The sequence below is a fragment of the Pseudomonas sp. NUPR-001 genome (assembly GCF_052147955.1).
Lineage (GTDB): Bacteria > Pseudomonadota > Gammaproteobacteria > Pseudomonadales > Pseudomonadaceae > Aquipseudomonas.
Genome location: NZ_CP197353.1, coordinates 2910355 through 2925042, shown reverse-complemented (window position 1 = coordinate 2925042; position 14688 = coordinate 2910355). Strand labels below are relative to the sequence as shown.

The following is a 14688-nucleotide window of genomic DNA, read 5'->3' as shown; positions in this document are numbered from 1 at the left end:
TACCGTGATCTATCAATGCAATCATTGCCATCGCTCGACCTTTGAGACCTATTGTTCCCGATGCGGGGCTTCAGAGCAGGCAACACAGCCTCAGCATACTCAGCAAGGTATGACGCCGCTTGATCCATCCTTCTACCCCGATTTCCAGTACCAGTCGAAAGGGTTCTTGAAGGACATCTGGGGGAAGAAAAAGGAGCAGGCCCAGCTGAGCGACCTGCTGAATAGCGTTCTCAGAAAATACGCAGAGCTAAAGCAGCCGTATTTCACTAACTTCATTCACACCACCCGCAATCCTGTAGGTGGGGGCGGTGATGAAGCAGCGGTTCCTGGTGCACGGATGAATGGCGTTTACGCCGAACGAGAGCTTTTCAGGGAGGTGCTGATTCGCAGGGGCTTTGACGAGCTTGAACAGCTACCTACCTTGCTAGATAAATTACTGCTCACGACTGCATTCAACTCTGTGTACGCTGGCTTCTCTCGAGAGGTCAGCCGCCACATCCGATCCGACCTGGCCAGCTCGCTGAGGTCTTGGATCGAGGAAGCCGGAACCACATTCAGGGCTGACCTAGCGCTGTTTTACTTCTACTTGTGGGAAAGCGACGCTTCGTTCCCGGGACTGCAGTTCAACCCTCAGGCTGCCACCACAACCGGCGTTCCGTTGCTTCCCCTTCAGACATTCCAGTCAGGATTAGGTCTGTGCGAAGAAATCTACTTCGACATCCTGGTTGAGCGTTTGGGGAGCCAGCTCGAGCACTTCAATCCAAATCGCTTCATCACCATGTACCTGGTCGACGCGATGGACGGCTTCCAGTTCGAAGCGTTCTTGGTGGAAATTTTCCAGACCATTGGATACGACGTCCGAGAGACACAGAAGACGGCTGACCAAGGTGCGGATCTGTTCGTGAGCCGATTCGGTAAGACGATGGTGATCCAGGCCAAGAACTACAGCGGTTCTGTCGGCAATGCTGCTGTGCAGCAGGCGATTTCGGCTAAGGCCTTCTACGGTTGTGATGAGGCGATGGTTGTCACCAATTCCTACTTCACCAAGTCAGCCAAGGAGCTGGCAGCTACGGCGGCGGTGCGACTGGTCGACCGTGCAGGGTTTCAGACTTACCTCGATGACTACAACCAGAAGCTCATTGAGGTGTTCCAGGCCGAATTCGAGGCAGAAGGGGCTTAGGCAGGCAGCATCGTACATCAGGCCGTTTAGGTGACAACATATAGGCAGCCGTCTTCGACGATTAAGCTGGATGAACCTACCGGGCGGAAGCGCTATCTCACTAATCCACTGCGTGGGCTGGCGCGTCAGACCTCATTAGAGAACGGGACAGGGGCGCATAGTGCAAAGCTTTAACTACATATCTTTGGGGAGTCGAGAGTTTCTTGCGGGGCAGGTCAATGAGATCACAATGGGGCGGGGGCGCATGTTCGAATACACGCCAACCGATATCGAGAAGCGGCTTGAGAACCTAGATTCTACAGCGATAGCCTTTCTTGAAAAATTGCCGACTTTCTTGTGTAGCGAGATCATGCAAGCACGAGACGGTGTCTCGATGCTAATCAAATTCGGTCGAATTTCCCACACCACTTCCGGGGCGAAGGAAGTCTCTACCAATTTCGAGACAGTGATTGATTTCGGGGAGATAGAGTTCGACGACATCAAGTCAGCCCAGATGGTGTTCGGCGCCGATCGATTCCAGCTTCACCGCACCCACTGGGCTATCCGTGAAGGTGACTCGCAGGTGGTGCTGCGTAGACTGGTCGAAATTAAGCCGGCCTTTGTTGATCTTGTTGAGACGCCTGAACCGCTCAATGCCGATGATGCAGTTGTTCAACCTCCGCCCCGTGACAAAAAGATCCTTGGTGTAGCTGATAGTGTGGAGACTTTCCTTAAGCTCCTCTACGGCTCACCTGGAAAAGAGTTGACCGAAACTTTCTTCCGAGGTCATAGCGATGATCGCTATGAGCTGACGCCGTCACTGCTGCGCAAATGGGAAAACGGTGACTGGCAATTCATGCCAAGCGAGGATCGACTCTGCAAGGAGCTACTCATAGCGCATCATGACGAGTTTCAGGTAGATCAGTATTGCTTTGACCGCCTTGTGCGCATGCAACACTACGGTTTACCTACGAGACTGCTAGACATCTCTAGCAATCCATTGGTGGCGCTCTTCTTCGCCTGCTCCGGCAGGGCTGAACAATCGGAGCTTGACGGCGAGGTCATCGTTTTCAACGTCGAGTCGGATTTAGTGAAATACTTTGACTCGGACACCGTTAGTTGTCTTTCAAATCTGTCCAACCTTACGTATGCACAAAAGAATGATATCGATCTTAGCCTCGATAAGGATGCATTTAATAAAACGGACGTCGCAGCAAAGCTACTCCACCATATCAAGTCGGAGAAAGGCTTTTTCGAGGGGCGGATTGTCCCGGATGACCTAGGCTCTATCATCTGCGCGAAGGCAAAACGCACTAATACTCGCATTCGATCGCAGTCCGGTGCATTCCTGCTTTTTGGGCACGAGGCTGCGCTTCCAGATGCCGGCCAGGATGGCATTGAAATCACTCGCGTCACAATTCAGAACAAGGCACAAATCCTCGAACAGCTCGACCGAATCAACATCAACGCCACAACGGTCTATCCGAGCATCGAACAAACCGCTGTTCATTTGCGAGATCAGCATAAATCGTCAAAACCTGGCGACAAGGAGGTTGTAGCGGTGACCAACAACATTGCATGAATCTGAAATGATGGCTGGCATCAGATCGAGCTATATGTAGCTGCTACGAACAGTTTCGGGAAGAGAGATTTCCCCTTTGCGTCGTTAGCAGCCGTTCTCGACAGGTCGCTTCACATCCAAAACCGAAGTTCAGTCTCAACCTCTGGTCAAAGGTATTCGGTAACACCGGAGTGACAGCTGGCTTGGATCGTTCATCCCGAGCGGCTACTCGCCCTGCATGCATGCGTCGAGTGAGAAGATCAGGCAAGGCGCCCTATATCGAAGCAGATGCCTGATCGACAGGTTACTACTAAGCGTGCACTTCATGCGCGCTATTTAGTCAAGCTAGTGTAGGTTGAACCGATAATATTATTGTCGAACTTTCGACTAGCCAAAACTGCCGAGTCGGTGATTGATCTGATACGTTCAACTGTTTACGTAAAGAGGTTGGTTTCTAGCAGCGCTTTCTGCTCTTGCCGCGTTGAGCTTTTTTGAAGCGACGACAAAGCCGGCGAATTGGTGCTCGCCGGGTCAGAAGGTAGTCAGTCACGGAGCAGTCAATCCGGATTTATGCATCCTTAGGTGTTAGTTCGAGGATCTCCAGCTTCGATCCTGCCAGCGAGAAGTCGGCACTTTGATAGTGAGGCACAACGCCGCAAAACTCTGTAGCTCCCTCCAAGACAAAGCCATCGCCGAAAATTATCGGCGGGCGTTTGGGCAGCCGGTTGAGAGTCAACGCTAAGGTTTTCTGCTCCATGATCCATTTGTTGTTTTCGATCAGTGCAGGAATAGAGGTGCGGAAATACTCCGGCCCCTGGATAGCATTGATTTGAGCGGCAAAATGCGCATGGCTGCGCTCGAAGAATTCGCTCTGTCGCTTCTTCCAAAAAGGCACTAAGTCGAAAATCAGGTCATCGCTATAGGACAGGGCACCGGATTTCGAGCGGCTGGCGAGCTCTGTCACCGCATTATGAATCAGAGCAGCCTCGGGACTGATTGCAGCCATCGCGCGCATTTGGGCTGCGGCCGAAACAGCCCCGTCACCGTACCTACGATTCTTCAAAGCATCCTCTACTCGCCGGCAGCTTTCTTTAAGCATCTGCGGCGGCATATTGAGGAGCAGGGTGCAGAGGCCTGCGGCGAGCGATACTCCGTGAACGGCCTCGCTCTGCTTCGCAGCGGCAGAAATTGCGTTGATGATGGAGTGGTACTCTGGCACTGTCGAATTCTGAAGGAATTTCAAGGCCGCATGCTCGGCGTCGCGACGTGCATTCTTTGGTAGCTTTTCGCCCAGGAATAGGGGTAAGACATCCCGCTGCTCCTGGTAGGTTGCGCAGGTCTCGAGCATGCTGCCGAGGTAAATAGGCGATTTGAAGAGCACACGCTTGCGCTGAAGGTCACGACTGTCAAAGAAGCATAGCGAGATATGCTCGATTGGCTCGTGGAAGTTCGGTTGACTCAGGCTGAACCCCACCTGCCACGGATATTGCACAGCAGGATCAGCGTGATCATACGGCTGAACGAAATGATCCAGCTTCAAGTCCTGCTTCAAGGGCCTGATGGCAGCATTCGTGTCGCTGGGGTCAGCAATCAGTCGAAAAATATTTTGAAGGGTTCTCAGGCCTCTAATGGAGCAGTTCATGTCTACCCAGTGCCGCATCTCGTGCGCTAGCGGAGCAAGCACTTTTTCGGCGCCATCAACGAGCAGCAGCCCGGCGTTCCAATCGGGATTGAAGACCGCATTCACAAGATTTACGACGTCGGGCTTTTCGGCTCGCTTCAGCGTGATGGTCTGTGTGAAGTGCTCATAATACGCAAGAGTGCTATTGCTGCGGTTGATACCGGGCATTTGACGAGTCCGTAGGCCAATGCAGAGGAAAAGTGGCTGTATTTTAACCGAAGCCGGGTGTAGTCCGAAGACGCAGCACAAGGGCCCATATCATTTTGGCGGAGGTTCTGCTACGAGACGTGGTTTGAAGGAAGGCAAGAGAGCTATCGCGCTACCCCCGCAGGGCCTTTAGCTTTCACTTCCAAGTTGGAAGATGCCGACTGAATGGTACTGCCTGGCCTGACAATCGGGCGTGAGGTACACCTAGAAGATTTTCAGGCATCTCCCTCTTGCTCACGGTCAGTACAGCCGGCTGCCCTGGCTCACCCTTCCAGCTTCCTGATGAGCCCACCAAACTGCTGAGCCGGCTCTACATAGCGAAGGGCTGATTTCATATCGCTCCAACCCACATACTCCATGAGCGTTTTGATGTCCCAGCCTGAACTCGCTGCCCACGTGGCAAAACCACGTCGGATCGAGTGCGCGCTGTAGATCTCGGACGGCAAGCCACATCGATCCAGGATGTCGCGAAGGAGAGGGATTAGGCTATGGGCCGCAAGCGGGCGATCGCTGATGTTGCCCCATTGGTCTATACCCCTGAACACACCGCCGCGGGTTAGGCCGGCAGCTTCGATCCAGTTGAGATACGCCTCCACGGGGCAGAGTTTGCTCAACGAAGGTGTCTTGTACTCCCGCCCGATGTTCTGCCGGTCTCCTTTGCTCGACCCCAGGTAGAACCTAATCCCGACGTACCGCTCCGCATGCGTGTTCTCGATCGTGAGCCTAGCCAGTTCGTCTCCGCGGAAACCCCTCCAGAAACCGATTGTGAGCAGAGCGATATCACGAGTCGCTTTGAGCAGGGTAGCCATATTGCCCGCGGCTCTTGCCTGAGCAACCTCATCTTCGAGGTGGGCTACCGCTTTTTCGAGATGTAGCAAGGCAAGAGGGGCAGCTTGCCTCTGCTGTACGGGATGTAGAGCCCGGATGCCTTTCAGCAACTGCCTGACCTTAGGGGCTTTAGTCGGGTCGGGGAAGCCGTTGCTTTGATGCCAATTGGCGAGTGCAGCCAGGCGCTGCTTGAGCGTGCTCAGCGCCAGCTGGTCAGCGTACTCAGCGATGTACCGCACCACTGACTCGGTGGTGGTTGGCAGAAAGCCGCCCCAGGTCACCTCGTAGTGGGTGAGGGCAGCCGCATAGCTCTTCGACGTGTTCTCTCGGACGCTCGCCTCTAAGTATTTATCTGCCTTGCTGGCCACATCAACCACGCCAATCCTCCATTTTGAGCTCCGGTGGCTCTCATTCGCGGCTTGTACCGCTTGCTGGGCCATTTTACTCCCGGTTTGGGGTATGGCAAGCCATAATCCTCGATTATATCTTGCCAATAAATGTGGGATTTTAACCTTAAAAAAGTGATAAAGTGGCACGTAATTACATGAAACGTAAAACAGTACGAAATCGTAGGGGCAGACATGGCTAGAGGCGGTATTAACCTGGTGCTGGTGCGCAAGGCTCGTGAAGCTCTGCTGTCGAGAGGGCAGAACCCTAGCATCGACGCGATACGCATCGAGCTTGGAAATACCGGCTCAAAGACAACGATTCAGCGATATTTAAAGGAGATTGAAGCACACGACCCCCGACCATTCGCTTCGCCTTCGCGCCTAAGTGATGAACTCACGGAGATGGTGAGCAAGATGCTTGAGCGCTTGCTGGAGGAGGGGAATGAAGCGCTGGCACACGAGCGATCTGCATTCGAGGTTGAGCGCAAAGCTATGAAGGCAGAGAGCAGTACACTTCAAGGTCACCTAGAACAGGCGCAACGGGAGATCACAAAACTGCAGTCTGCAATACAGGCCCAGGATGAAGAGCTCACGACCGTTCAATCCAGCCTTCAAACCGAGATTACGCGTAACGCCCGCATCAGCCAGAGCTGCAGTGACTTTGAGGTTCGTGTCCAAGAGAAGGACGCCCAGATCGAATCTCTGGAGGAGAAGCATTCGCATGCCAGAGAAGCACTCGAACACTACCGGATAGCAGTAAAGGAACAGCGCGACCAGGATCTAAACCGCCACGAGACTCAGATCTACCAGATGCAGCAAGAGATGACCCTGCTCCAGCAGACACTGATGGTTAAGCAGGAGGAAGCCACCCGCATGATCCGCGACAACGAACGGTTGATCGCGGAAAACCGCCAGCATGCCAAAGAGGCTAATCAGCATCGCGATGCTATCGAACATTTGAGAGGCGACCTGGGCATCGCTAATGCTGCGAGTGCTCGCGCGGAAGGGGCCAAAGAGCTTCTGGCTCACCAGCTCGAAACCAAGACCAAAGAGGCTAGCAAAGCTCGCTCCGATGCCACCGAGGCGCAGAGGAGGGAAAGCGATTTGGTTCAGAAACTCGCAATAGCTGAAGCTGAAATCACGCAATTTCGAGCCTCAAGCAATGCGGAAAGCCCGAAGGAGTAGGTCAGAAAGCTGCAATGGGTGAGGGGACGGGCGAAGGCGTACAAATGTACTCCTGGCAAGTTCTCTATCAAAAACCTCCGAGCGCCAACCTTACACTTAATGCTGCCAGGCCGGACTCGAGTGGTGGTCAGCAAAGAAATCAGAGTGGGCCTTATCTTTCCTCGGCCTTACACGCGCTGACGGGGTCACGAAATACAGCCTGCCTTTCGTCATGCGCCACTCGGGCATGATGTGCTGAACGTCCATCCCCTAGCAATTCGGCCTAAGCCAGCAACGGCAAGACCACTGCGTCTGAGCTAGTGAGGTGCGGTGGGCCGCGATGTGTAACGTAGTTCCAGCGCCCGTAGCAGCTATTCACTCACTAACCAGTAAGCCTTTGCCGAACCCTGACGTGCGTAGCCTATACAGAACGCCATCTTCTATTGAGTCCTGCTGTCGTTTCGTCAGTCGGCTGCTGATGGCGGCGACGGACACGCCCAGTTGCTCGTATATCGGTACGAGCGCTTGCGCAGAAGAGATGGCCGAGGCACGTACAAAAAGCCTATGATCAAAACCGTTAGCGATATCTTCTTCAAGCTGTGCAACTGCAGTTTGGGCAATCGCCCGATCAACATGCTCATCATCAAGCTCGTTATCTATGGGTGCCTCCCGGAAGACGATAGGGTCGAACGCCCCTTCAGACACGGCTCTCATCACAGGATATCGGTAGATCAGCTTGCCCGGAATAACGCGGTCATCGCGCCTGAAGGGGGTTGCCGTCAAAAATATAAATCGAGCGGTCGAGTAGTGATCCAGATACGCTGCCCAAGAGTCCGCCGGCGCATGGTGTGCTTCGTCGAAAATCACCACGTCAAAGAGATCGGGCGCTGCCCCCGGGGCAATCATTGGTGAAGAGCTGCTGGGGGTTGAGATCACGACGTCGAACTCCCGCAATTGTTCCCAGGCCTCAAGCGTTATCGGCCGCCCCGAATGCAAGTGAACGGAAGGTAGCGGCCCGTCTTCAGGTAGTGCACCGATGCGCCTGAGTGTTGAAAGGGTAGAAAAATGCGAGTGCACCTGTTTGCGCAGAGCACTTGATGGCTCGACGATGAGTATCCGGGTTGCTCCAAGTAGAAGCGGTAGCGACATCATCAATGATGTCTTTCCATATCCAGTGGGCAGGCAGATGATCGCGGGGTCGTCTTGCACGGAGAAATGGGCCAATGTTGCATGCATTGCGCCAAGCTGGCCCGGCCTAAAGCCGCTGTTAGGTGCGTCGGTTTGCTGAAGAAGCTTGAGTGATCCCGCCTGCTCTACGAAAAATCCACCCATTTCGACCGTCCTTGGATATTTCTAACCAATCCTAATGTGCGACGGGCTTAAAACAAGTGATAAAGGTACAAATTTCTTTCAGCGACCCTGGCTTCTGCTTGCTTCTGCAGGCATAGGGGATTAGGTGCTGGGATCCGAGCAACTCACAATGGCTCACCTGAGCGCGGCCCGTACGTCGCAATTGGTATAGATGTCGCTGCAGCGATCATCGGCGCTGTTTGTTCCGCAACGGACTCCCTAATGGCGCTGACGCTGCTGGTTTTATGTGGTGATCAACCAGACAAGCAAGCTAATACTTCCTCAGTTGAGGTAGCGTTTGTATCGTAGGCGGCATTCCTCGCGCTGCACCCAGCCCCTCGTCGGCCCTAAGTATCCGGACTCAATCGCTCATGTATCAAGGTTTCCGTTGGTTCAAAGCCGACTTTCAGGTTCAGACCCCCGAAGATGGCAGACATTGGAAAGACCACGATCTAAGGCTGGGTAATCCACGGAGGCCCAAAATCGGAGGAGAGGCCAGCGCTGATGACATCAGAAGCAAAGCCAGAGTGTTTCTCAGGCGCTGCCATGAGCTCGACCTTCAGATCATTGGCATCACCGATCACAATTTCTCTGGTGTGGAGGAACCTGAGGACTGGTTCCTAACTCACCTGGTGACTCTGAACAGACCAGTTGCTAAAGAGCTGGGCCGTGATCCGATCTGGATCTTTCCAGGGTTTGAGCTGGATCTCGGGTACCACGTGTTGTGTCTGTTCGAGCCCGCGCGAAAAACTGCCGATGTCCAGCGCGTAAACAAAGTGCTTATTGAGCTTGGCATGTTCGAGCGTGATCGATTTGAGAACGGGAAACCCGCGCTGCTTCCGCGCGACCGAGTCAATTTGCGCAAGCTACTGGACATAGTTCAAGGGAAGCATGGTGGGGTGGTCATTGCAGCCCACTCGGATCGAGAACGTGGTTTGTTCGAGGATTCCGCCAACCGGCAGGACTATCGCCAAAAGGATCTACTTGCAGTGGAGGTGACCCAGTACCCGCTGAGCACCAAAATGGCGAGCATCCTCAAGGGGCAGAGCAACGATTGGCGCAGGTTAGATAAGCCGCCTGCCTACGTGCAGTCCTCGGATGCAAAGTCACTCAAAACGGACAGTGAGGGGCGGCCTCTGCCCAATTCGTTGGGCTATCGCTACACCTGGGTCAAAAGCTCTGTCCCCTCAATCACGGCACTGAAGCAAGCCTTCGGAGACCCTCAATCGCGGCTTTCTCTGGACGAATGCCGACCGAGCGACACGCAGATCCATCCGCGAATCGTGTCGATTGAATGGAAGGGATTACGCAACCTTGAAGATGAGTCAATCTGGTTCTCTGAGAACCTGAATACATTGATCGGTGGCACAGGAACCGGTAAATCTACCATTCTTGAGCTGCTACGTATCGGTCTCGGGAGGGATGAGGGAGATGCGCTCTCATCTCGTATCCAAGACAAAATCGATCGCGCGAGAAATGTCCTGGACGACCACAGTGAGCTACAAATCACTTGGGAAGGGATGCCGGGTCAACGCGACGTCATCGCTTACACAAAGCAATCTGGACGTACCCTGGTGGAAGGTGACGCGCACGACGTCGCGGCTTACCTTCGTCATTTCCCAGTGCAGTTCTACAGCCAGCGGCAGCTATCAGAGCTCACCATGCCCGACGGAGCGCTTCAACTGCTCCAAATGATCGACGAGGGCTGCGCTGCGGATCTGGATAGCCTACGGAACGAAGAGTTCTCGGTGAAAGCGGAGATAGCTAGGCTCTACGCTGCTCAAAATCAGCTTCTGGCGCTGGACGTTGAGATTAACAACATCATCCAGGAGCTGACTGAAATCGATCGCGAGTGGCAGGCCCGGAAAGATGTACAGGGGGAGGCATCGAGCTATCTGCGTTCGCACTTTTCCAAGCGATATCAGAAGCAATTGCAGGAAGTAATGCGCAAAGACGTCGCAGAGCTTCAACAAGTCGTTGAAGCGGCAGCTCCAAACTGGAATCCCGCTGAGGTAGCTGCGACCTGGCCCCATGCCGAATGGCTTACACAAAAAACCATTGAGGTGAATCAGGCACGAGATGGATTTAAGCTCAGATTGATCGAATTACTGGCCGATATGGAGGCTTCGTCAGATCAGCTTTTTGACGATACGACCAAATGGCCAGCCATCAAGCGTGAGCTCGATACTACCTATACAACATTCGTTGCTGCCTGCGAGGAGCGTGGCCTCAAGCCTGAAGATGCGAGCCGCTTCCAGGAATTGGATCGGCTGAGACAGGCGAAACTGTCAGATCTGGATGGGAAGAGGAAAACTCGTGAACCTCTTCTGGACACTCCGACCTCGCTTAATAGGGCACATGCGCGACTCCACGAGATATGGGCGCAAGAGTTCGCCCTGCGCTCGGCAGTATGCGAACAGCTCACCGAACGTACTTCCGGTACCAGCCGGGTGACAATCAAGTACATGGGCGCTCAGGTCAGCTTCGACACGCTGTGGCAACGATTGATACCTACTGACTCTAGGATGGCCCCAGCCTGGAAAAGTATCGGCGATGCTTTCCGGCAACATTTCCTTTCCCAAGATCAAATTTCCGCCCCCAGCCCATGGGCCCTTATCGGCTCGATGCTTCACAACGGAGAGCCGCTTCCAGGAGTACTTGAGCAGTTCCGGGAAGAGCTCCTTGCTCACATCCGTAGCTCAAGCGAGGCCTGGTTGAAGATGAATCTTGAGCGTATTCCTGACCTCGTGGATATTGAGCTGTATCGAACCGATCGCACGCTTATCGGTAGCCTGTCCAGCCATCGCCTTTCAGAGGGGCAACGCAATACCGCCGTACTCTGCATGCTATTGGTAATGGAAGGGGGCCCGCTGATTCTGGATCAGCCGGAAGACGACGTGGATGTCAGCTTCGTTTACCACGAGCTCGTGCCTCTCCTGCGTCGCGTGAAACTGAAGCGACAGCTTATCGTTGCAACCCATAACGTGAACATCCCAGTGAATGGCGACGCTGAATTCGTGCTGGCGCTCGAATCAGTAGCGGGGAAAGGTAGGCCACTCGCTCAAGGCGGGATGGACAGGATTGAAACCGCTAGAGCAGTCATGAACATCATGGAAGGGGCGCAGGAGGCCTTCATACAACGGCGAGAGAAGTACCACCTGGACTAAGTGTCTGCGCCATCAGCTGAACAAGGGCTAGGCAGACCACAGCCACCGTTCGCTCGTGCATCGCGCAGGCAGCCGCCGTGATGGAATGCCCCGTGATTCCGCCGCAATCGGGTTCGAGGTGAGCGAGCAACCCTGATAGCCATTGAAAGGGCAGTAGGCCCTTATGGCGATGGCGATAATGCGCAGGGATACAGATGTACTCCTTCCATGCTTCAGGGAAATGGTCTTCTATGCGGTTCAACGTAGGACGGTCGATCGCTGTCCTCTTTCCAGTTGGCATGGGGCCTGGCAGTAGGATCTGCCAGTTCCCAAGAGCGCTTGTCGACACAATACGACGATGCCATTTACCACTAAGATGGCTGGGCCCCTCAACCGCTCATTTAGTCATCACTTGTAACAACATCCTCCACTAAAATGCTCTGTGCTTCCTTGAGGTGATGGCAAACGACCACCATCAGGGGATTGAAGGTCGAACAGGAGGCGCAGGTGTGGATTTGCGCCGCCGCGTATTATCGCGAGTTTTTCACGTCGATAGTGACTAATGCAGTGACCAGCTACCGCCGGAAACCTGGCATGGACAGTTTGACTCGCATCTACAAGCAAGACGTTGGAGCCATAGCCTTCGCAGTGCTCGACCACGTCCTGCCTAATGCAAATGTGCCGCGCGTGGATAGCAGTTACATCCCTGTCCGGCAGCGACTACGGTCTCATGTGAGTTATCACGTGCTCAAACGCCTTGTAAATGACCAAGCTGTGCCAGCAGAGCTCAGAGACACCCTGTTCTCGATTGATCTAGGGCTTTGACCCCGAAGCGGTGGTTCCTTCCACTACTCAGCGGCGCACAGTTCGGCTTGAGATGAACAACTGGCAACTTTGTTTCGGTGGAATGGAGCAGGGCTTGTCGCGCGTAAATCTGGAAGTGATGAGATACCCAGGCTTTTGAGCGCGTCCTTGGTTTCGAGGTCTGCAATGTCAGCTTTGAGTCGCTGCACGAGGGCCTCGATTGGTTCGCCACTATCCACGCTCAACGTCAATGTGAACAGTGTCAGAGGACTCACCCCCATCGCATCACTGATGGCTATCAGCTTGTCGACAGTTGGGCTTGAAAGCCCATGCTCCAGCTTCAGCATGTAGCCACGGCTGCTAGCACCCGCCATTTTCTTATGCGTGAGCCCGCGGCTAATTCGGATGGATTTCAGTACAGTGGCGAAACCTGTTTTAAGCGACATTCATGCTCCTGGCCAAGGAGAGGCGGGAAGGGCCCACCCACATCAGTTGCAGCGGGAAGACCCGATATAGAGCGTCAGAGAGTACCACAGGCACTGTAGCCACCGACCAACCTGAGGGATCATTCTGCGGACGGCAGGTGATCAACCCGCGCTTCGGCGTCAGAGCCCTTGAAGCGGCCTTTGAAAGCTTCACCGTTAGCGAGTTATAACAACGTTAAGCCTCAGATAGGCATGAATACCACGCAATTCATAACCTGCCGCATTGCAGCGGAAAGTTAATCTACACTAGTCTCGGCAAGCTGCGCTCTTGATAATCCCGAGCTTAATAATTCAGAGCCTCCTGAATGGATCGAGTGATCTGTCGAGCCACTTCGACGCTATTTGTAGAGATATTCATGTCTACACACGCGGAAATTAATGTCTCCATGCGATCGTTGATGGCCATTAGATTTCCAGCACTAACTTCATATTCAAGCTCAAGGGATCTAAACATTCCGTGGGTGATCTTTATGTTGTGGCGATTTATTTTGTGGTTTCGAATGAAAAGCCTGGTGATGTGTACCTCTTTCCGAACCTCGCGACTAAGATCGATCCTTCCTTCTCTGAGTAGCTTGGAGAACTCATTCTCGTCGTACCGATACGAATTCGCCACTCTGTCATCATCAAGGTTTTTAGTGTACCCACTGTCAATCATCGCTTTTGCAATGGCCTTGTCGATCTTGGGGTTTCGAGAGTCGATTAGCGCCTGGTAAATATCATTTATTGTTTGGACACTATTGTTAATTGGCCTAAGTAGAGTTTTGGCCTTTCTTGTCCACTGAACAGTCGCTTTCTGATGCGCTGGATGAAGTTTAGATGCGTCCGCGTGCAGAATCTCTTCTGAGGTCGCCTTCTTTATTACATCAGGTACGACACTAAAATCGTGAGCACCTTCAATGTCTGCGGGAGTACAGTAGTGAATATTATCTACGGCCTTGATTCCCCCGGCATTCAGCGACTCTGCGACGAATCGTGAGCAAAACTGGCCTGTTGATTTTTTCGTCTTAGGCTTTTTTTCGCGAGAGGAGCGTATAGCTTCTGGAACGCTGTACGTGGTGGCGACGCTTGTCCGCGCGTGCCAAGCCATCTTTGCTAGTGCTTCATCACTGAGCTCACCGCTATATCTAATCACCTTCAAATCATCTTCGTTCTTAACGTAGAATCGATTTGGGACTCTGGTGAATACACTTCCTCCTTTAGTTGATTCGAATATAGTGCCTTCAAGATAAATCATAGCATGAGAGTAATTGCTGCCAGTCTTTGCCTTTATAATCTCACTGTGAGGTTTGTGGCCGGACTCTAGAATTACGTCTCCATCTTTCAACAGGTCAAGCCGCAAAACATATCCTTCCTGAGCTGGCGTCATTATACTTTCCATACTACTCCCTGATGGGGTAAGGCGAAAGATTCGCAGATTTAAGTTCATGCCTAACACTTGGCGCGACGATGTTTTAGCACGTTTAAGACGCCTCTATCAAGTCAGCCCTACACCATCTAATGGATACTTTAAAAACCCTCAGACTGTATTTTATACCCAAAGGTTACCATGCAGCTTTACCGTGATCGCCGGTACCTGTGGCCGGATCAAGATATTCCGCCGATGATGATGCGCAGCCCTCGGATCGCTGCCATGATCTGCGGCTACGACTATCATGAGCATCCCACCCTGGGAGACACCCAGTTCAACTGGCACAACACCGGTACTCGCATCGCAGGCCTGATTGACCGTCAATCGAACAAGATCGCTGTCGCGACCGAGTTTGGTGACAAAGTTCAGCTCTTCACGGGTGTGGGATTGGGTGTCGTCATCCAAACTCAGGCTTTGACGTGTGTTCGTAGCGCAACCCGCGGGGCTGCGTGCGACTGGACGTATCCCTAATGCCCTGTGACCTAATCGAAGGGGTTAGCCCGCGG

10 protein-coding genes are annotated in these 14688 nt (G+C 53.3%); 5 read left to right on the top strand and 5 right to left on the bottom strand.

Going from position 1 to position 14688, the window contains the following annotated elements; genetic code table 11:
- The first annotated feature begins 4 nt into the window (after nt 1–4).
- Together ACP6KB_RS13155 and ACP6KB_RS13150 are read left to right on the top strand one after the other, a co-directional pair.
- On the top strand, nt 5–1180 hold the full coding sequence (locus ACP6KB_RS13155) for a restriction endonuclease (protein WP_442114156.1): 1176 nt from the start codon (nt 5–7) through the stop codon (nt 1178–1180).
- 160 nt (nt 1181–1340) lie between these two features.
- Nucleotides 1341–2741, top strand: coding sequence for an FRG domain-containing protein (locus ACP6KB_RS13150; RefSeq protein WP_442114155.1), 1401 nt, complete (start codon nt 1341–1343; stop codon nt 2739–2741).
- A 547-nt stretch (nt 2742–3288) separates the two neighbouring features.
- On the opposite strand, the gene ACP6KB_RS13145 is transcribed toward ACP6KB_RS13150, so the two are convergent.
- Entirely contained in the window at nt 3289–4569 is a 1281-nt protein-coding gene (locus ACP6KB_RS13145) for a hypothetical protein (protein ID WP_442114154.1), read from the bottom strand.
- Between the two features lie 302 nt (nt 4570–4871).
- Nucleotides 4872–5813 carry a tyrosine-type recombinase/integrase gene (locus ACP6KB_RS13140; RefSeq protein WP_442114153.1) on the bottom strand — a complete coding sequence of 314 codons (942 nt, stop codon included), beginning with the start codon at nt 5811–5813 and terminating at the stop codon, nt 4872–4874.
- A gap of 204 nt (nt 5814–6017) precedes the next feature.
- On the opposite strand from ACP6KB_RS13140, the gene ACP6KB_RS13135 reads away from it, so the two are divergent.
- Entirely contained in the window at nt 6018–7010 is a 993-nt protein-coding gene (locus tag ACP6KB_RS13135) for a DNA-binding protein (protein WP_442114152.1), read from the top strand.
- 354 nt (nt 7011–7364) lie between these two features.
- Here the strand turns inward: ACP6KB_RS13135 and ACP6KB_RS13130 are convergent, their stop codons facing one another.
- Nucleotides 7365–8321 carry a DEAD/DEAH box helicase family protein gene (locus ACP6KB_RS13130; protein WP_442114151.1) on the bottom strand — a complete coding sequence of 319 codons (957 nt, stop codon included), beginning with the start codon at nt 8319–8321 and terminating at the stop codon, nt 7365–7367.
- A gap of 389 nt (nt 8322–8710) precedes the next feature.
- Between ACP6KB_RS13130 and ACP6KB_RS13125 the strand changes: the two genes are divergently transcribed.
- Entirely contained in the window at nt 8711–11506 is a 2796-nt protein-coding gene (locus ACP6KB_RS13125; RefSeq protein ID WP_442114150.1) for a TrlF family AAA-like ATPase, read from the top strand.
- Between the two features lie 827 nt (nt 11507–12333).
- On the opposite strand, the gene ACP6KB_RS13120 is transcribed toward ACP6KB_RS13125, so the two are convergent.
- The gene (locus ACP6KB_RS13120; protein ID WP_442114149.1) at nt 12334–12735 is read right to left on the bottom strand and encodes a helix-turn-helix domain-containing protein; all 402 of its coding nucleotides are present in this window, start codon (nt 12733–12735) and stop codon (nt 12334–12336) included.
- A 322-nt stretch (nt 12736–13057) separates the two neighbouring features.
- Complete coding sequence (locus ACP6KB_RS13115; RefSeq protein ID WP_442114148.1) at nt 13058–14140, bottom strand: hypothetical protein; 1083 nt, start codon at nt 14138–14140, stop codon at nt 13058–13060.
- Between the two features lie 180 nt (nt 14141–14320).
- Here ACP6KB_RS13115 and ACP6KB_RS13110 point away from each other — a divergent pair, with 180 nt between their 5' ends.
- Nucleotides 14321–14653, top strand: coding sequence for a hypothetical protein (locus tag ACP6KB_RS13110; protein WP_442114147.1), 333 nt, complete (start codon nt 14321–14323; stop codon nt 14651–14653).
- Nucleotides 14654–14688: the final 35 nt, after the last annotated feature.